The following is a 17,772-nucleotide window of genomic DNA, read 5'->3' on the forward strand; positions in this document are numbered from 1 at the left end:
CTGCTCATCCTGCCCCCTTCGCCCCGGTTCCGGAAGTGCTGTGTGAGGTTTCCTACTCGTTTGATCGATCAAAACGTCCAGGGCCTGCTCCGCGGCGCCCGGGAAGCCCGGAAAGCCGGAAGTCCAGGGCCGTGCAGCGCCTGCCCGCGGAGACCGTGCGCACTGCCTGTCCCAGAGCCTTGCGCGAACCGACCAGAACGACCAGCCTCTTGGCGCGTGTCACGGCGGTGTAGAGCAGATTGCGCTGCAGCATCATCCACGCGCCGGTGGTGACCGGGATCACCACCGCCGGATACTCGCTGCCCTGGGAGCGGTGGATCGTCACCGCGTAGGCGTGCGCCAGCTCGTCCAGTTCGTCGAAGTCGTACGGAACTTCCTCGTCCTCGTCCGTGCGGACGGTGAGCCGCTGCTCGTCGGCGTCCAGGGCGGTGACGACACCGACCGTGCCGTTGAAGACACCGTTCTGCCCTTTTTCGTAGTTGTTGCGGATTTGCGTGACCTTGTCCCCCACCCGGAACACCCGGCCGCCGAACCGCTTCTCGGGCAGGTCCGGTCTGGCGGGCGTGATGGCCTGCTGGAGGAGTCCGTTGAGGTTGCCCGCGCCGGCGGGCCCGCGGTGCATGGGGGCGAGGACCTGCACGTCGCGCCGCGGGTCCAGGCCGAACTTCTTGGGGATGCGGTGCGCGGCGACGTCCACCGTCACACGGCCCGCGTCCTCGGTCTCCTCCTCGACGAAGAGGAAGAAGTCCTTCATGCCCTGGGTGATGGGCGGGACACCGGAGTTGATGCGGTGGGCGTTGGTGACGACGCCCGACTCCTGGGCCTGCCGGAAGATGCGGGTGAGGCGGACGGCGGGGATGGGGCTCTCGTCGCTGAGCATGTCGCGCAGCACTTCTCCCGCGCCGACGCTGGGCAGCTGGTCGACGTCGCCCACGAAGAGCAGGTGGGCCCCGGGCGGGACGGCCTTCACCAGTTTGTTGGCGAGCAGCAGGTCGAGCATGGACGCCTCGTCGACGACGACCAGATCGGCGTCGAGGGGCCGGTCCTTGTCGTACGCCGCGTCTCCCCCGGGCTTCAGTTCGAGCAGCCGGTGCACGGTGGAGGCCTCGGCCCCGGTGAGCTCGGCGAGGCGCTTGGCGGCGCGGCCCGTGGGGGCGGCGAGGACGACTTTGGCCTTCTTCGCGCGGGCCAGCTCGACGACGGAGCGGACCGTGAAGGACTTGCCGCAGCCGGGTCCGCCGGTCAGGACGGCGACCTTCTGCGTCAGGGCGAGCCTGACCGCCTCCTTCTGCTCGGGCGCGAGCTCGGCGCCGGTGCGGGCGGCGAGCCAGGCGAGCGCCTTGTCCCAGGCGACGTCCTGGAAGGCGGGCATGCGGTCGTCGCCGGTCCTGAGGAGCCGCAACAGCTGGCCGGCCAGGGACAGTTCGGCACGGTGGAACGGGACGAGGTAGACGGCGGCGATGTCATCGCCCCCGTCCGGGTCGGGCAGCGCCTCGCGGACGACGCCCTCCTCCTCCCCCGCGAGCTCGGCGAGGCAGTCGATGACCAGGCCCGTGTCGACCTGGAGCAGCTTCACCGCGTCCGCGATGAGGCGCTCCTCGGGGAGGTAGCAGTTCCCCTGGTCGGTGGATTGCGAAAGGGCGTACTGGAGACCGGCCTTGACGCGCTCCGGGCTGTCGTGCGGGATGCCCACGGACTGCGCGATGCGGTCGGCGGTGAGGAAGCCGATGCCCCAGACGTCTGCCGCCAGGCGGTAGGGCTCGTTCTTCACCACGGAGATCGACGCGTCCGCGTACTTCTTGTAGATGCGCACGGCGATGGAGGTGGAGACGCCGACGCCTTGGAGGAAGACCATGACTTCCTTGATGGCCTTCTGCTCCTCCCAGGCGGCGGCGATCATCTTCGTCCGCTTGGGGCCGAGGCCCGGCACTTCGACGAGGCGCTGCGGAGCGGTCTCGATGATGTCGAGGGTGTCGACGCCGAAGTGGGTGGTGATGCGGTCGGCCATGACGGGGCCGATGCCCTTGATGAGGCCGGAGCCGAGATAGCGGCGGATGCCCTGGATGGTGGCGGGCAGCACCGTCGTGTAGTTCTCGACCGTGAACTGCTTGCCGTACTGCGGGTGGGAGCCCCAGCGGCCGTGCATGCGCAGCGATTCGCCCGCCTGCGCGCCGAGCAGCGCGCCGACGACCGTGAGCAGGTCACCGGAGCCACGGCCCGTGTCGACGCGCGCGACCGTGTAACCCGTCTCTTCGTTGGCGTACGTGATGCGTTCGAGGACCCCCTCGAGCACCGCCGACGCTGCAGCTGGACTCGACATGATCCGACGCTACCGCCCGGCACCGACAGCGTGGTGAGCCTGTGGACAACTTCGAAGGGGCCCGGCCTCCCAGCCGGACCCCTTCGGGTTTTCCCCTCCCCTGTCAGAACTCGCGATCCCCCCGGATCCCCCGGATCCCCCCAGATCCTGGTTCCCCCCTCATAAGCCCTGACGCCATATACGACACGCGTCGTGCCCGGAGGGTTGCACCGCGTTGCCGACTTTTTTTCCGGCGGCTCCGGACCGGCTCCAGATGCCCGCAAAGCGGGACGGACGTAGCGTTTGTCGCATGAGCGATGATTCCCAGACCTCTGAGCCGCGGTCCTTCGAGCAGGACGTCCTCGACGAGCTCGGGGACGACCGGCTCCAGGAGATCGCGGGCCTGCTCGGCACGGACGCGTCCGGCGCGCGGGACGTCGTCGGCACGACCGCGTCCGCGCTGTCCGGAGACATCCGGGGCCGCGCCGCCGACCCGGCGGAGGCCGACGAGGTGCGGCAGGCCTTCGCCGAGGTCGGGCCCGCCGATCCCACCCCGCAGGGGATCGCCGCGCTCGGCGGCGGCCTCGGCGGTCTCGTCGGCGGCGGGATGATGGCCGGCATGCTCGCGAAGGTGAGCAAGCCGGTGGCGAACGCGGTCTCCAAGAAGACCGGCATCCCGGCAGCGAAGGTCACCCGCGTGATCGAGATGCTGATCCCCGTGGTGCTCGCCGTGGTCTCCAAGCGGGCGGCGCGCACCAAGGGCCCCGGTGCGGCGAGCGGTTCCGCGCCCGGTTCCGGCGGCGGTCTCGGTGACCTGCTGGGTCAGATCCTGGGCGGCAAGAAGTAGGACGTACGGCGCGGAGGTCCCGCCTCACGCGTGTGCGCGGAACCGTTCGGCCGTCTCCCGCAGCACTTCGCCCCCGTCCCGCGCCCACAGGCCCTCGTTGAAGATCTCCACCTCGATCGGCCCGCGGTGACCGGCGGCGTCCACGGCTGCCCGGAAGGCCCTGAAGTCGACGCAGCCGTCCCCCAGTTGGCCGCGCCCCAGGAGCACCCCCGCGGGCAGCGGTGTGATCCAGTCGGCGAGTTGGAAGGCGTGCAGACGGCCGCCCTGGCCCGCCCTGGCGATCTGCGCGGGCGCCAGGTCGTCCCACCACACGTGGTACGTGTCCACGACCACGCCGACCTGGTGTGCGGGGAAGCGTTCCGCGAGGTCGAGCGCCTGGCCGAGGGTGGAGACCACGCAGCGGTCCGAGGCGAACATCGGGTGCAGCGGCTCGATGGCGAGGCGCACGCCCCGCTCCTCGGCGTAGGGCCCGAGGACGGCGAGCGCGTCCGCGACGCGCTCGCGCGCGCCCACCAGGTCCTTGCTGCCGGGCGGGAGGCCTCCCGAGACCAGGACGAGGGTGTCCGTGCCGAGCGCCGCCGCCTCGTCGACGGCCGCGCGGTTGTCGTCGAGGGCACGCGCGCGTGACGCCTCCTCGATGTCCGTGAGGAAGCCGCCCCGGCACAGGCTCGTCACCGTGAGCCCCGTGTCCCGCATGAGGCGGGCGGCGCGCTCGACGCCGTACTCCTGGACCGGCGCCCGCCACAGGCCGACGGCGCCGATGCCCTCCTTGGCGCAGCCTTCGGCGAGTTCGGGCAGCGACCACTGCTTGACGGTCTCCTGGTTGACGCTCAGCCGCGACGGCTGCACCGGCTCGCTCATCGGGGCACTCCGTGGACGGTGAGCAGGGACCGCATGCGGTCGGCCGCGAGCTCCGGGTCGGGGAACAGGCCCAGCCCGTCGGCGAGTTCGTAGGCGCGGGCCAGGTGGGGCAGGGAGCGGGCCGACTGGAGACCGCCGACCATCGTGAAGTGGCTCTGGTGTCCGGCGAGCCAGGCGAGCAGGACGACGCCGGTCTTGTAGTAGCGGGTGGGGGTTTCGAAGAGGTGCCGGGAGAGCTCGACGGTGGGGTCGAGGAGGGCGCGGAACCGCCTCGCGTCCTCGGTGTCCAGGGCCCGTACGGCCTCGGCGGCGAGGGGGCCCAGCGGGTCGAAGATGCCGAGCAGGGCGTGGCTGAAGCCGTGGTCGTCCCCGGCGATCAGTTCGGGGTAGTGGAAGTCGTCGCCGGTGTAGCAGCGGACGCCGTCGGGGAGGCGGCGGCGCAGGGCGATCTCGCGGCCGGCGTCCAGGAGGGAGACCTTGATGCCGTCGACCTTGTCGGGGTGGGCTTTGATCACCGCCAGGAAGGTCTCGGTGGCGGCGTCCAGGTCGGCGTCGCCCCAGTAGCCCTCCAGGGCGGGGTCGAACATGGGGCCGAGCCAGTGCAGGATCACGGGCTCGGAGGCCTGGCGCAGCAGGTGGCCGTACGTCTCCACGTAGTCGTCGGGTGACGTGGCCGCGGCGGCGAGGGCGCGGGACGCCATGAGGATGGGCTGGGCGCCGGCCGCGTCGACGAGGGCGAGCTGCTCCTCGTACGCGCTCCTGACCTCGGGCAGGGTCGCCGGGCCCGCGAGTTGGTCGGTGCCGACGCCGCAGGCGATGCGTCCCCCGACGGCCTTCGCCGCTGCGGCCGACCGCCGGATCAGCTCGGCGGCTCCCGCCCAGTCCAGGCCCATGCCGCGCTGCGCGGTGTCCATGGCCTCGGCGACGCCCAGGCCGTGCGACCAGAGGTGGCGGCGGAAGGCGAGGGTGGCGTCCCAGTCGACGGCGGCGGGGCCGTCCGGGGACACGTCGGCGAACGGGTCGGCGACGACGTGTGCGGCGGAGAAGACCGTGCGCGAGGCGAGCGGGGGCCCGCCGGGGGCCGTGGGCGGGGGCTCGTCGCGCGGGGTGTACGCGCGCGTGCCGCCGCCCGTGACGGGGAGCGGGAGGGTGGTCACAGGGCGATCTCCGGTACGTCGATGCGCCGGCCCTCGGCGGACGACTTGAGTCCCAGTTCGGCGAGCTGTACGCCGCGTGCGCCCGCGAGGAGGTCCCAGTGGTAGGGGCCGTCGGCGTAGATGTGCTTGAGGAAGAGCTCCCACTGTGCCTTGAAGCCGTTGTCGAAGTCGCCGTTGTCGGGCACTTCCTGCCACTGGTCGCGGAAGGAGTGGGTGGCGGGCAGGTCCGGGTTCCAGACCGGCTTCGGTGTCGTACCGCGGTGCTGTACGCGGCAGTTACGCAGGCCCGCGACGGCGGATCCCTCGGTCCCGTCGACCTGGAACTCCACGAGCTCGTCGCGGTTGACGCGCACCGTCCACGACGAGTTGATCTGCGCGACGGTGCCGCCGTCCAGCTCGAAGATGCCGTACGCGGCGTCGTCGGCGGTGGCGTCGTAGGGTTTGCCGCGCTCGTCCCAGCGCTGCGGGATGTGCGTGGCGGTGAGCGCCTGGACGCTGCGGACGCGGCCGAACAGCTCGTGCAGGACGTACTCCCAGTGCGGGAACATGTCGACGACGATGCCGCCGCCGTCCTCGCTCCGGTAGTTCCAGGACGGGCGCTGGGCGGACTGCCAGTCGCCCTCGAAGACCCAGTAGCCGAACTCGCCGCGCACGGACAGGATCCGGCCGAAGAAGCCGCCGTCGATGAGGCGCTTCAGTTTGCGCAGGCCCGGCAGAAAGAGCTTGTCCTGCACGACGCCGTGCTTGATGCCGGCGGTCTCCGCGAGGCGCGCGAGGCCCAGGGCCGCGTCGAGTCCGGTGGCGCTCGGCTTCTCGGTGTAGATGTGCTTGCCCGCGGCGATGGCCCGCTTGAGGGCGTCCTCGCGCGCGGAGGTGACCTGCGCGTCGAAGTAGATGTCGACGGAGGGGTCGGCGAGCACCGCGTCGAGGTCGGTCGAGTACCGCTCCAGGCCGTACTGCCCGGTGAGGGCGCGCAGGGCGTGCTCCTTGCGGCCGACGAGGACGGGTTCGGGCCACAGCACGGTGCCGTCGCCCAGATCGAGGCCTCCCTGTTTCCGGAGGGCCAGGATCGAGCGGACCAGATGCTGGTGGTGGCCCATGCGTCCGGTGACGCCGTTCATGGCGATGCGCACCGTCTTGCGTGTCACGAAGGTCCCTCCGTAGATGCGTAGCAAGCGCTCTCCGCCGCGTAGCAAGCGCTTTCTATCTGGAGGCAAGCTAGCCTGCCGCACAAGGTTCGGACAAGGGCTTCGGTCGACAGCGGTGACCGGCCGGGACAAACGGGTGACCGGAGGACGATGAGATGACCGTGACCCTGGCGGACGTGGCGGCCCGCGCGCAGGTCTCCCCCGCCACCGTCTCCCGCGTGCTGAACGGCAACTACCCGGTGGCCGCCGCGACGCGCGAACGCGTCCTGCGCGCGGTCGACGAGCTCGACTACGTCCTCAACGGCCCCGCGAGCGCGCTCGCCGCCGCCACCTCCGACCTGGTCGGCATCCTCGTCAACGACATCGCCGACCCCTTCTTCGGCATCATGGCGGGCGCCGTGCAGTCCGAGATCGGCGGTCCCGGCGGGCGGGCGGGCGGCGAGCGGATGGCCGTCGTCTGCAACACGGGCGGCTCTCCCGAGCGCGAACTCACGTACCTCACGCTCCTTCAGCGCCAACGCGCCGCCGCCGTGATCCTCACCGGCGGCGCCATCGAGGACGCCGAGCACGCCGACGCGATCGCCGGGAAGCTGCGTCGCCTCACGGAGGCGGGCACGCGCGTGGTGCTGTGCGGCAGGCCGCCGTCGCCGGACACCGACGCGGTGGCGCTCACCTTCGACAACCGCGGCGGCGGCCGGCGGCTGACGGACCACCTGGTGAACCTCGGCCACCGCCGGATCGGTTACATCGCGGGCCCCGAGGAGCGCACGACCACCCGCCACCGCCTGGAGGGCCACCGCGCCGCCCTCGCCGCGCGCGGCGTCCCCGACGACCCGGCGCTGACGGTCCACGGCCCCTACGACCGCCGCTCCGGCTACGACGCCACGGACGAACTCCTGCGCCGCGCCCCCGACCTGACGGCCGTCGTCGCCGCCAACGACACGGTGGCGCTCGGCGCGTGCGCGGCCCTGCGCGACAAGGGTCTGCGCATCCCGGACGACGTGTCGGTCGCGGGCTTCGACGACCTGCCGTTCAGCATCGACGCGGTGCCCGCGCTCACGACGGTGCGACTCCCGCTCCACGAGGCGGGCGCCCGCGCGGGCCGCATCGCGATGAGCAAGGAGAAACCGCCGCCGGGCGGTGTGGCGACGGTGCACGGGGAGCTGATGGTGCGCGGGTCCACGGCGGGACCCCGGTAGCGGCACCCTCGCACGTCACCCCACCAGCCGCCCCAGCACCCCCACCCCCTCGGCGATCTCCGCGGTGCCGCTCGCCGCGTAACCGAGGACGAGGCCCGGAGTGTGCGGGAGCTGGGTGTGCCAGGAGAGGGGGTGCACCTTGACGCCCTCGGCGAGCGCGGCGGCGGCCAGGTCGGTGTCGGGGGCTTCGTACGCGCCCTTCCGCGAGGTCTCCCGGAAGGTGATCGTCAGGTGCAGCCCCGCTGCCGCGCCGTGCACGACCGCCCCCGGCAGATGCGTGCGGATCGCCGCGATCATGGCGTCCCTGCGCCTGCGGTGGTGCCTGCGGATCAGGCGGAGGTGGCGTTCCAGGTCGCCGGATTCCATGAGGCGGGCCAGGACCAGCTGGGGCAGTGCCGCCGTGCCGAGGTCGGTGAGGCGTTTGGCGTCGAGGAGCGCGTCCCGGTACGCGGGCGGGGCGAGCAGCCAGCCCAGGCGCAGGGCGGGTGCGAGGAGCTTGGAGACGCTGCCCGCGTAGCAGACGTGCTCCGGGAGGAGGGCGCGCAGCGCCGGGACGGCGGGTCGGTCGTAGCGGTGTTCGGCGTCGTAGTCGTCCTCGATGACGAGTCCGCCGTCGCGGGTCCACTCCATGAGCTCGCGGCGCCGTTCGCCGCCGAGGACGACACCGGTGGGGAACTGGTGGGCCGGGGTCAGCAGCACGGCGTGAGCCCCGGTGGCGCGCAGGGCGTCGACGCGGACGCCGTGGCCGTCGACCGGCACGGGCGGCGTCCCGAGCGGCCGCAGGTGTTGCCGCACACCGAGCGAGCCGGGCTCCTCCACCGCCACTTCGCGGACCCCGTCGGCGCGCAGTACGTCGACGAGGAGCCGCAGCGCCTGAGCCGTACCGTTCACGATCATCACGTCGTCCGGGTCGGCGCGGATGCCGCGGTTCCGGGAGAGCCAGTGCGCGACGGCCGTGCGCAGGGCCGGGGTGCCGCGCGGATCGCCGTACCCGAAGTCCGGCGGGGTGAGCCCGGCGAGCACGGAGCGTTCGGCGCGCAGCCAGGCAGCGCGCGGGAAGGCGGCGAGGTCGGGCAGGCCCGGCGAGAGGTCGATGCGGGCGGGGGCGGCACGGATGGCGTCGAAGACGCCGAGGTCGTCGGACGGGCCCGCGAAGAGACCTTCACCAGCCGCTGTACGCGGACGCGTTGACGCTTCCCGTGCAGGCGTCGGCGCATGCGGTACCGCCACCACCACCGTCCCGCCCCTCCCCCGCCCCGCGACGTGACCGTCCTCGGTGAGCCGCCGGTAGGCCTCCGTGACGACACCGCGGGAGACGCGCAGGTCGGCGGCGAGGGTGCGGGTGGCGGGGAGCCTGCCACCGGCCGGAAGGCGGCCGTCGGCGATGGCGTCCCTGATCTCCCCCGCGAGCCAGTCGGCGAGGCCGCCCCTCGGGGCGTCGCCGGTGTCGAGCTGGAGGAAGTCCGAGACCCCGCCTTCCCGTACGGCCCCAGGCCGAGCGGTCGCTTTGGACCTGTGGGGAGGTGATCCAATGGACCTGTTCATGGAGCCATTGTGGGCGCCAGGGTCGGGGCATGGAATTCCTTCTCACCTCCCTCGTCGTCTGCGTGACCCCGGGCACCGGCGTCCTGTTCACCATCGCGGCGGGTCTCTCGCGCGGCACCCGCGCCGCGGTGACCGCCGCCGTCGGCTGCACGCTGGGCGTCGTCCCGCACATGGTCGCCGCGATCACGGGGCTCGCGGCGCTCCTGAACACCAGCGCCGTCGCCTTCCAGACGCTCAAGTACCTGGGCGTGGCCTACCTGCTGTACATGGCGTGGAGCACCTGGCGGGACAAGAGCGAGCTCACCGCGGAGCGGGAGAGCGAGCCGCGTTCGGCGGGCCGCACGATCCTGACGGGCGTACTGATCAACATCCTCAACCCGAAGCTGACGCTGTTCTTCTTCGCGTTCCTGCCGCAGTTCGTGAGCACCGACGAGCCCTACGCCTTCCTGCGCATGACCGAGCTGAGCGCGTACTTCATGCTCATCACGTTCGTGGTCTTCGTGGCGTACGGCCGGTTCGCCGCGGCCATGCGCCACCACGTCATCTCGCGCCCGCGCGTGGTGGCGTGGATCCGGCGCACCTTCGCGGCGGCGTTCGCCGCGCTGGGGGCGCGTCTGGCTTTCCTCTGACGACGGGGCTACCTTTGACTCAGTCAAAGGTATTCCGGAGTGATGCGCCATGGCGACACCCACGACACCCACGACACCCATCCACGAGATGCGCGCCTTCAACCGCTTCTACACGAACCTGATCGGCGCGCTCGACTACAGCCGTCACCTGTACGTCCCGTACACCCTCACCGAGTCGCGCGTCCTGTACGAACTGGCGCGCTCGCCCCGTACCGACGCGGCCGACCTCCGCTCGGAACTCTCCCTGGACGCGGGCTATCTGAGCCGCCTCCTCGCCAAGTTCGAGCGGGACGGGCTCGTCGAGCGGGCCCCGTCCGCCGACGACTCGCGGCGGCAGCGCATCACGCTCACCGCGCGCGGACGCGACGCCGCCGAACTGCTCGACGAGCGGTCGCGGGAAGCGGTCGGCTCCCTGCTGGCCGACGTGCCGCCCGCCGACCGGTCCCGGCTCGCGGCGGCGATGCGCACGGTACGGGAGATCCTGGAGGACGGCCGCCGACAGGGGCGGGGGAAGGGTCGCCGCCGCGAGCGCCGCGCGGACGTGACACTGCGCGAGCCAGGACCGGGCGACCTCGGTTGGATCGTGCAGCGCAACGCGGCGTTGTACGCGGCCGAGTTCGGCTGGAACGCGGAGTACGAAGGCCTGGTCGCCCGTATCGTCGCGGACTTCGCCCAGGACCACGACCCGCACCTGGAGCGGGTGTGGATCGCCGAGGCCGACGGGCGTCCCGCGGGGTGCGTGATGTGCGTACGGGACGAGGTGCCCGGCACGGCACGGCTGCGCCTCCTGCTCGTCGAGCCGGACGCGCGGGGGCACGGCATCGGGGACCAACTGGTGACCGCGTGCGTGGAGTTCGCGCGGAGTGCCGGCTACCGCGAGCTGACGCTGTGGACCAACGACGTACTGGAATCGGCCCGCGGCATCTACAAGCGCCACGGATTCGTCCTCGTCGCGGAGAAGCCGCACCGCTCCTTCGGCGTCGACCTCGTCGGGCAGGACTGGCGGCTTCCGCTGCACGAGCGGCCCGCGTGAGCCCCGTCGTCGCGGCGGGGTTGACCACGGTCGCCCGCAGCCTACTGTCGGGACCATGAAATACGCCTTCTCCACGCTCGGCGTGCCCGGCCTGCCCGTCCCCGACGTGCTGCGGCTCGCCACGGCCCACGGCTACCACGGCGTCGAGCTCCGCGCGCACCCCGAGGAGCCGGTCCATCCTGGTCTCGGGCTCGTCGAACGGGCCGACGTGGCGGCCGAGTTCAAGGCGGCCGGCGTCGAGATTCTCGGCATCGCCGGGTACGCGCGCGTGGCGGCGCCCGGCGACGACGGGCCCGTCCTCGACGACATGCGTTCCCTCGTCTCGCTCGCCCGCGACCTGGGCGCCCCCTTCGTCCGCGTCTTCCCCGGCGGCGGCACCGAGCAGGGCGCCGCCGAGGCCGACGCGACGGCCGCACGGCGGCTCGGCGCCGCCGCCCGGTACGCCGCCGACGCGGGCGTGCGCATCCTCCTGGAGACCCACGACTCGCACCGCACCGGCGCCGACGCCACCCGCGTCCTCGGCACCGTGGGACACCGCCGGGTCGGCGCGCTCTGGGACCTCATGCACACCTGGCTCGGCGGCGAGTCCGTCGCGGAGACCTTCGCGGCGCTCTCCCCGTACCTCGGCTACGTACAGGTGAAGGACATCGCCTCGGCGGACGACACGACACCCCTGCCCCTCGGCTCCGGAGTCCTGCCGCTGGAGGAGTGCGTGGCGCGGCTCAGCGCGGAGAGCTGGGAGGGGTGGCTGTGCTGGGAGTACGAGAAGCGGTGGTACGAGGATGCGGCACCGTTGCCGGGACTGCTGGGGCCGGGACGGGAACTGCTGTCGCGGCTGGTGACCCGCTCGGGCTGAGCGGGAGCGAGGCGGAGGCCTTCCCGAAGGAGGCCAGCGCGACCCCGCCCACCAGCAGCGCCGCCGCGCACCACCGCAGGCCGCTCACCGACTCGTCGAGGACCAGGGCGGCCGACGACATGCCGAAGACGGGGACGAGCAGCGAGAACGGGGCGACCGTCGACGCGGGGTGGCGGCGCAGCAGATACCCCCAGGCGCCGAAGCCGAAGACCGTGGTGACCCAGGCGACGTAGACGATGATGCCCGCGCCCTGCCAGTCGAGGGAGCGCACGGCGTCGAGGTCCCTGGACGGTCCCTCGAAGAGCAGCGAGAGGGCGAGCAGCGGCAGCACCGGGACCGTGCTCACCCACACCATGAAGTTCAGGGAGTCCGGCGGGGACGCCTTACGGGTGAGGACGTTGGAGGCGCCCCAGCAGGCCGCGGCGCCCATCAGCAGCGCGAACGCGGTCAGCGGGCCGGTCTCGCCCTCGTCGACGGCGGCCACGGCGATCCCGCCGAGGGCGACCACCATGCCCGTCACCCGTACGCGGCCGGGTCGCTCCCCCAGCGCCAGGAACGCGAAGAAGCCGGTGAAGACAGCCTGGACCTGCAGCACCAGCGACGAGAGGCCGGCCGGCATGCCGGCGTCCATGCCGATGAAGAGCAGCCCGAACTTGGCCACGCCGAGCACGAGCCCGACCCCGACGATCCACTTCCACGCGACCTTCGGCCGGCCCACGAAGAAGACGGCGGGCAGGGCGGCGACGAGGAAGCGGAGGGCGGAGAACAGCAGCGGCGGGAAGTGGTCGAGCCCCACTTCGATGACGACGAAGTTGACGCCCCATACGGCGGCGACGAGGACGGCCAGACAGATGTGTGCGGGTCGCATGGGTCGAGGATCACCCGGTGCGAACGTGTAGCACCAGCACGGATCTCTGCATGGTTGAATGAAGCGACGCTACATTGTTACGCCTTCGGGGGGTCCACCCGTGCTCGATCTCGGTCGGCTCCGCGCGCTGCACGCCGTCTCCGTCCACGGCACGGTCGGCGCTGCCGCCACCGCGCTCGGTTATACCCCCTCCGCCGTCTCCCAGCAGATCGCCAAACTGGAGCGCGAGACGCGGACGACGCTGCTGGAACGGCGGGGCCGCGGGGTCGCCCTCACCGAGGAGGCGCTCCATCTCGCCGATACGGCCCAGCAGTTGCTGGCCATCGTCGAGCGCGCCGAGACGGAGCTGGAGGAGCGGCGCGGGGTGCCGGCGGGGCGGCTGACCATCGCGGCCTTCGCTTCGGCCGCGCGGGGGCTCATGCCGTCCGTCCTCGCGGACCTGGCGCGGCGTCACCCCTCGCTCGACACCCGCATGACGGAGATCGATCCGCACCTGTCCATCGACCTCGTGGCCAAGGGGGCGGTCGACATGGCCGTTGTCCACGACTGGGACATCGCGCCGATCCCGACGCCGCCGGGGGTCGAACAGGCCGTCATCGGCGACGACTTCTGCGACCTGGTCGTCCCTCACGACCACCGGCTCGCGGGGCGGACGGCCGTCCGCCGCGAGGAGCTCAAGTCCGAGCGGTGGATCACGCAGCCTCCCGGGCTCGTCTGCCACGAGTGGCTCGTCCGGACGCTTCGGGAAGCGGGCTGCGAGCCGGACATCGCCCATCAGGCGGAGGAGAACCCCACGCTGGTCGCGCTCGTCGCGGCGGGGCTCGGGGTCGCGCTCATCCCGCGCCTCGGGCGCGGGCCGATCCCGTCCGGGGCGGTCACGGTTCCCCTCGCCCCTGTGCCGGTCCGCCGCCTGTACGCGCTGTGGCGGGCGGGGGCGTCCCGGCGGCCCGCGATCGCCGAGACGGTCCGCACGCTGCAGTTGCACTGGGCTCCCTAGGTACATGGAAGGGAACCCCCAGCCGCCCCCGGACGTCCAACCCGCACGCTGTCGGTGAGTCTCCGCACGGCGGTGTCGGCATCGCTGCTGGCTGCGAACGCTGACCACCCTCTCCGCCGCCTGCGGCCGGCAGCTCGCCGTCACCGGTGCGCCCCCCTCCAACAGCGCCGGTGGCGGCCCCCACAGGTACTCTTCAGGCCAGCCGAGCCCAGCCAGCCAGCCAGCCGCAGGAGCGCCTCTTGTCCGCATCCGTCGACCCCGACCGCCCGCTCCGCGACCTCATCCGCTCCATGTCCCTGGAGGACAAGGTCGGCCAGCTCTTCGTCATGCACGTGTACGGGCACAGCGCCACCGACCCCGACCCGGCGGACGTCGACACCAACCTCCGCGAGCTCGGCGTGCGGGACGCCGCCGAGCTCATCGCCCGGTACCGGCTCGGCGGCATCATCTACTTCGGCTGGGCCCACAACACCCGCTCCCCGCACCAGATCGCCGAGCTCTCCGAGGGCATCCAGAAGGCCTCGCCCACCGTTCCCGTCCTGATCTCCGTCGACCAGGAGCACGGCGCCGTCGCCCGTATCGGCGCCCCCGCGACGCTCCTCCCCGGCGCCATGGCCCTCGGCGCCTCCGGGTCGCACGAGCACGCCCGTGAGGCCGCCCGCATCGCCGGCGCCGAACTCCGCGCCCTCGGTATCCGCCAGGACCACGCCCCGGACGCCGACGTGAACGTCGACCCCGCCAACCCCGTCATCGGCGTACGCTCCTTCGGCGCCGACCCCGACGCCGTCGCCGGGTTCGTGGCCGCCCAGATCGAGGGATACCGGAGCGCCGGCATCGCCACCGCCGCCAAGCACTTCCCCGGCCACGGCGACACCACCGACGACAGCCACACCGAGCTGCCGCACATCCACCACACCCGCGAGGAGTGGGACCGCGTCGACGCGCCGCCCTTCCGCGCCGCGATCGCCGCCGGTGTCGACTCCGTCATGACCGCCCACATCGTGGTGCCCGCCCTCGACCCCTCCGGCGACCCGGCGACACTCTCCCGCCCGATCCTCACCGGCATCCTCCGCGAGGAGCTCGGCTACGACGGCGTCATCGCCACCGACTCCCTCGCCATGCGCGGCGTCCGTACGAAGTACGGCGACGACCGCGTCGCCGTCCTCGCTCTCAAGGCCGGCGCCGACCAGCTCCTCAACCCGCCCCGCCCCGAGGTCGCCTGGAACGCGGTCGTCGACGCCGTCGGGAGCGGTGAGCTGACGGAGGAACGCATCGAGGAGTCCGTCCTGCGCGTGCTGCGCATGAAGGCGCGGGTCGGGCTGCTGGACCACGTGCTGCACCAGGAGGGCACACCGTCGACGCCGCCCGCCCCCACCCCCTCCGTCGACGCCGCCGTCGGCACCCCCGCCCACCTCGTCGCCGCCGACCACATCGCCGACGCCACCACGACCCTCCTGGTCAACACCGACGCGCTCCTCCCCCTCTCCCCCGCCGCCCACCCCCGCGTCCTGGTCGTCGGCGCGGACCCCCGCTCGCCGTCCGGCACCACGGGCCCGCCGACGACCGTCCTCGCGGGCGCCCTCAACAGCCTCGGTTTCCAGGCCGTCGCCCTGCCCACCGGCACCGCGCCCGACGAGGCGACCATCGAGAAGGCGGTGGCCGAGGCGCAGGGGCGGGACGCCGTCCTCGTGGCCACGTACAACATCACCACGCACGCCGCCACCAAGGACCACACCCAGGCCGCGAACACCACCCTGGACCGGACCCCCCATCCGCACGCCCGCGCCCACCAGGCCATGGACCCGGACGACAGCGACGGCGCCGCGCACGGGCAGGTCGGTCTCGTCGCCGCCCTCAAGGCCACCGGCCTCCCCGTCATCACCCTCGCGATCCGCAACCCCTACGACGTGGCCCACCTGCCGCCCGTCGACGCCGCCCTCGCCTCGTACTGCTGGACCGACGTCGAACTCCGCGCCGCCGCACGGGTCATCGCGGGCCGGACCGCCCCGCGGGGCCGTCTTCCCGTCCCGGTGCGGCGGGCGGACGATCCCGCTCAGGTGCTGTATCCGATCGGGCACGGACTGACGTACTAAGAGCCCCAAAGCCCCCGCACGCCTGGCGTGCGCCCGCAGCGCCGGGTCACGCTGGGTGCACGCATCGGGGGGATGGCCCATGACCTACCGCGTCTCGGCATGGCCTCGCACGGTCGGCCGGGCCGTGTGCGTTTCCCTGCTCACCGTGACCGTGATCGGCTGTCAGAAGCCGCCCGGGGCAGCGGACTCGCCCACGCCCTCCCGGCCCGTCGGCCCCGGCTCCGCCTTCCTCGCCGTGGACGAGTGCAGTTCGCGGGGGCGCGTGTCGTTCACCGAGGTGCCGTGCGGCAGCGAGCGCGCCGCCGCACGGGTCATCGCGCGCTACGACGGCAAGGTCGAGCAGGGGCCCGCCTGTCCCGCCCGTACCGACTTCGTGCTGCACGTCAGCGAGAGCAGGCCCGCCGTCGACGAGGACGGAGACGGCGAGGTGCCGCAGGGGTACGCCTGCATGCGGAACCTGGAGGCACCGCACCCCGGGGACCCCGGGCGCGGCGGCGGCCCTCGGACGGTCGTCGGCGACTGCGTGTACGGCGCGGGGCGCGGCGAGGTGCGGGAGACGGCCTGTGACGGCTCCGGCGAGCGGGCCCCGGAGCACCAGGTGGCGTCGGCGGTGCGGGAGCGGGCCGAGTGCCCCGCCGCCACGCGGCTCTACGTGACGCTGGACGGTGCGCGTCCGGTGGGGTGCGCGGTGCGGATGTGACCGGTCGTGCATGACCTGCGGGCGGCGCGGGAACCCTCTCGGTCCCCGCGCCGCCCGCTCATCCGCTGCCGTCCGCTACCGCCTCACGGCCGCAGGGTCTGCTCCTTGCGCACGTCGCGCCGGTCCAGCTTCTTGTCGTACGTGGCCAGCGGCTTGCCCGAGGGCGAGGACACCCCGGCCCACGCCTGGATCCGCTGCGTCGCCTTCGCCTTGTCGGCGGCGACGAGCTGCGCCACGTTCGCGCCGTGGTTGGCGCCGGGCGCCGTGAAGACGTGCGAGTCGTGCTTGGCGCCACGCGCGGGGCGGAACGGTTCGGCGCCCCACGGGTCGTACTCGCCGTACACGTACATCATCCGGTGCGCGTTGTGCCGCACCCAGCGGTCGACGTCCCGCATCGCGTTCGGCTTGAACTTCATCGGGATGTCGCGCGGCACGAAGTTGCGCGGCGGCTGGTAGCCGTAGCGGCTGAGGTCGCCGAGCCAGGGCTGGCCGATGGTGGGCGCGCCGAGCTCCGTGCCCGCCTGGTAGTAGTACGGCGTGTAGGGCTCGAGGCCCTGGTCGGTGTAGGAGGACCAGCCGCCGACCGAGTCGACGTAGTCGAAGATCTCCTGGTCGGTCGCGGTGGCCGCGTCCGGGATCTCGCCGCAGGCGGTGGCGGCGGGCTGGTACTGCCAGAAGCCCCACACCAGGTCCATGACGACCGCTTCGAAGGCCTTGTCGAGCGTGCCGACGGTCTTGAAGGTGTACCCCTCGGCCTCGGCGTAGGCGGCGAGCTTCGCGGACAGCGGCTCCCTGCGCACGAGCGCCTCGCGCTGCACGTCCTGGATCCGGGTGCGGCACTCGCGCGGGCCGACGCCGGCGAGGAACTCGTCGTACGCCGAGTCCTCCTTGTCGACGACGTCGTTGGGGGCGACGTAGGCGACGACGCCGTCCATGTCACGCGGGTAGAAGCGCTCGTAGTACGTGGCGGTCATGCCGCCCTTCGAGCCTCCGGTGGCCAGCCACTTCTTGCCGTAGATCGACTTCAGCGCCTTGTGGATGCGGTGCTGGTCGCTGGCGGCCTGCCAGATGTCGAGCTTGGACCAGTCGGCCGGCTGCGGGCGCGAGGGCGTGAAGTAGCGGTACTCCATGGAGACCTGGTTGCCGTCGACGATCTGCGTCGGCTCGCGGCGGCTGGGGTTCGTGGAGACGCTGTAGCCGCTGGTGTAGAAGACCGTCGGGCGGCTGGTGTCCTTGTGCAGCACGGTCAGGCGCTGCTTGAAGGTGCCTTTGGACGGGTGCCGGTGGTCCACCGGCTGGGTGTAGTTGAGTACGAAGAAACGGTAGCCGGGGTACGGCTTCTCCTCGATCAGGCTCATGCCGGGTATGGCGAGCAGCCTGTCCTTGATGTCGGTGCTGTCGGCACGACTACTGGTGTTCGTGTGGTCCGCGGCCGTCGCCGTCCCGGTCGTCGCTCCGGCCACGCCCACGGTGCCTATCAGCACCACGAGCGACAGCACCCATCTGAGCGCCTTGCGCATGCACCCTCCCCTGTCGACAC

Annotated in this window: 14 protein-coding genes and 1 pseudogene; 8 read left to right on the forward strand and 7 right to left on the reverse strand. The window is 72.4% G+C overall.

Annotation, left to right across the window (positions count from 1 at the left end):
* Positions 1–52 precede the first annotated feature (52 nt).
* Positions 53–2,320 carry an ATP-dependent RecD-like DNA helicase gene (locus DEJ47_RS13500; protein WP_150168116.1) on the reverse strand — a complete coding sequence of 756 codons (2,268 nt, stop codon included), beginning with the start codon at positions 2,318–2,320 and terminating at the stop codon, positions 53–55.
* Between the two features lie 289 nt (positions 2,321–2,609).
* Here DEJ47_RS13500 and DEJ47_RS13505 point away from each other — a divergent pair, with 289 nt between their 5' ends.
* A complete protein-coding gene (locus DEJ47_RS13505) occupies positions 2,610–3,146 on the forward strand; it encodes a DUF937 domain-containing protein (RefSeq protein WP_150168118.1) in 537 nt (178 codons plus the stop codon).
* A gap of 24 nt (positions 3,147–3,170) precedes the next feature.
* Here DEJ47_RS13505 and DEJ47_RS13510 read toward each other — a convergent pair whose 3' ends face one another.
* The 3 genes from DEJ47_RS13510 to DEJ47_RS13520 are packed head-to-tail and all read right to left on the reverse strand — an operon-like array spanning position 3,171 to position 6,312.
* Positions 3,171–4,007 carry a sugar phosphate isomerase/epimerase family protein gene (locus DEJ47_RS13510; RefSeq protein ID WP_150168120.1) on the reverse strand — a complete coding sequence of 279 codons (837 nt, stop codon included), beginning with the start codon at positions 4,005–4,007 and terminating at the stop codon, positions 3,171–3,173.
* Positions 4,004–5,164 (reverse strand): dihydrodipicolinate synthase family protein, encoded by a 1,161-nt coding sequence (locus DEJ47_RS13515; RefSeq protein ID WP_150168122.1) that lies wholly within the window; start codon positions 5,162–5,164, stop codon positions 4,004–4,006. The genes DEJ47_RS13510 and DEJ47_RS13515 overlap by 4 nt, the downstream gene beginning before the upstream one ends.
* Positions 5,161–6,312, reverse strand: a complete 1,152-nt coding sequence (locus tag DEJ47_RS13520) for a Gfo/Idh/MocA family protein (RefSeq protein WP_150168124.1) — start codon at positions 6,310–6,312, stop codon at positions 5,161–5,163. Before DEJ47_RS13520 ends, DEJ47_RS13515 begins: the two co-directional genes overlap by 4 nt.
* A 155-nt stretch (positions 6,313–6,467) precedes the next feature.
* Between DEJ47_RS13520 and DEJ47_RS13525 the strand changes: the two genes are divergently transcribed.
* Positions 6,468–7,511 (forward strand): LacI family DNA-binding transcriptional regulator, encoded by a 1,044-nt coding sequence (locus DEJ47_RS13525; protein WP_150168126.1) that lies wholly within the window; start codon positions 6,468–6,470, stop codon positions 7,509–7,511.
* Positions 7,512–7,526: 15 nt separating this feature from the next.
* Here DEJ47_RS13525 and DEJ47_RS13530 read toward each other — a convergent pair whose 3' ends face one another.
* Positions 7,527–9,056, reverse strand: a complete 1,530-nt coding sequence (locus DEJ47_RS13530) for a PLP-dependent aminotransferase family protein (RefSeq protein WP_150168128.1) — start codon at positions 9,054–9,056, stop codon at positions 7,527–7,529.
* 29 nt (positions 9,057–9,085) lie between these two features.
* Here DEJ47_RS13530 and DEJ47_RS13535 point away from each other — a divergent pair, with 29 nt between their 5' ends.
* From DEJ47_RS13535 to DEJ47_RS36885, 3 genes and pseudogenes are all read left to right on the forward strand, one after another.
* Entirely contained in the window at positions 9,086–9,685 is a 600-nt protein-coding gene (locus DEJ47_RS13535) for a LysE family translocator (protein WP_150168130.1), read from the forward strand.
* Between the two features lie 49 nt (positions 9,686–9,734).
* Positions 9,735–10,718: a bifunctional helix-turn-helix transcriptional regulator/GNAT family N-acetyltransferase gene (locus DEJ47_RS13540; protein ID WP_150168132.1), complete on the forward strand. Its 984-nt coding sequence runs from the start codon at positions 9,735–9,737 to the stop codon at positions 10,716–10,718.
* A gap of 55 nt (positions 10,719–10,773) precedes the next feature.
* Positions 10,774–11,451 (forward strand): annotated as a pseudogene (locus DEJ47_RS36885) (sugar phosphate isomerase/epimerase family protein); the annotation flags it as partial.
* Here the strand turns inward: DEJ47_RS36885 and DEJ47_RS13550 are convergent.
* Positions 11,441–12,442, reverse strand: coding sequence for an EamA family transporter (locus DEJ47_RS13550; protein ID WP_161271448.1), 1,002 nt, complete (start codon positions 12,440–12,442; stop codon positions 11,441–11,443). The pseudogene DEJ47_RS36885 and the gene DEJ47_RS13550 sit on opposite strands and share 11 nt — an antisense overlap.
* Positions 12,443–12,542: 100 nt before the next feature.
* Here DEJ47_RS13550 and DEJ47_RS13555 point away from each other — a divergent pair, with 100 nt between their 5' ends.
* The 3 genes from DEJ47_RS13555 to DEJ47_RS13565 all read left to right on the forward strand — a co-directional run bounded on the left by DEJ47_RS13555 (position 12,543) and on the right by DEJ47_RS13565 (position 16,232).
* Positions 12,543–13,439: a LysR family transcriptional regulator gene (locus tag DEJ47_RS13555; RefSeq protein WP_150168136.1), complete on the forward strand. Its 897-nt coding sequence runs from the start codon at positions 12,543–12,545 to the stop codon at positions 13,437–13,439.
* Between the two features lie 290 nt (positions 13,440–13,729).
* Positions 13,730–15,532, forward strand: coding sequence for a glycoside hydrolase family 3 protein (locus DEJ47_RS13560; protein WP_150175612.1), 1,803 nt, complete (start codon positions 13,730–13,732; stop codon positions 15,530–15,532).
* A 79-nt stretch (positions 15,533–15,611) separates the two neighbouring features.
* Complete coding sequence (locus tag DEJ47_RS13565) at positions 15,612–16,232, forward strand: hypothetical protein (protein WP_150168138.1); 621 nt, start codon at positions 15,612–15,614, stop codon at positions 16,230–16,232.
* 83 nt (positions 16,233–16,315) lie between these two features.
* Here DEJ47_RS13565 and DEJ47_RS13570 read toward each other — a convergent pair whose 3' ends face one another.
* Complete coding sequence (locus DEJ47_RS13570) at positions 16,316–17,752, reverse strand: S28 family serine protease (RefSeq protein ID WP_150168140.1); 1,437 nt, start codon at positions 17,750–17,752, stop codon at positions 16,316–16,318.
* Between the last annotated feature and the right edge of the window lie 20 nt (positions 17,753–17,772).

Source organism: Streptomyces venezuelae, assembly GCF_008642355.1.
Lineage (GTDB): Bacteria > Actinomycetota > Actinomycetes > Streptomycetales > Streptomycetaceae > Streptomyces > Streptomyces venezuelae_B.

What these genes read in the sequence shown, in the direction of transcription:
- DEJ47_RS13500 (WP_150168116.1), bottom strand. Translation starts at nt 2,320, where the DNA reads ATGTCGAGTCCAGCTGCAGCGTCGGCGGTGCTCGAGGGGGTCCTCGAA.
- DEJ47_RS13505 (WP_150168118.1), top strand. Translation starts at nt 2,610, where the DNA reads ATGAGCGATGATTCCCAGACCTCTGAGCCGCGGTCCTTCGAGCAGGAC.
- DEJ47_RS13510 (WP_150168120.1), bottom strand. Translation starts at nt 4,007, where the DNA reads ATGAGCGAGCCGGTGCAGCCGTCGCGGCTGAGCGTCAACCAGGAGACC.
- DEJ47_RS13525 (WP_150168126.1), top strand. Translation starts at nt 6,468, where the DNA reads ATGACCGTGACCCTGGCGGACGTGGCGGCCCGCGCGCAGGTCTCCCCC.
- DEJ47_RS13530 (WP_150168128.1), bottom strand. Translation starts at nt 9,056, where the DNA reads ATGAACAGGTCCATTGGATCACCTCCCCACAGGTCCAAAGCGACCGCT.
- DEJ47_RS13535 (WP_150168130.1), top strand. Translation starts at nt 9,086, where the DNA reads ATGGAATTCCTTCTCACCTCCCTCGTCGTCTGCGTGACCCCGGGCACC.
- DEJ47_RS13540 (WP_150168132.1), top strand. Translation starts at nt 9,735, where the DNA reads ATGGCGACACCCACGACACCCACGACACCCATCCACGAGATGCGCGCC.
- DEJ47_RS13550 (WP_161271448.1), bottom strand. Translation starts at nt 12,442, where the DNA reads ATGCGACCCGCACACATCTGTCTGGCCGTCCTCGTCGCCGCCGTATGG.
- DEJ47_RS13560 (WP_150175612.1), top strand. Translation starts at nt 13,730, where the DNA reads ATGTCCCTGGAGGACAAGGTCGGCCAGCTCTTCGTCATGCACGTGTAC.
- DEJ47_RS13565 (WP_150168138.1), top strand. Translation starts at nt 15,612, where the DNA reads ATGACCTACCGCGTCTCGGCATGGCCTCGCACGGTCGGCCGGGCCGTG.
- DEJ47_RS13570 (WP_150168140.1), bottom strand. Translation starts at nt 17,752, where the DNA reads ATGCGCAAGGCGCTCAGATGGGTGCTGTCGCTCGTGGTGCTGATAGGC.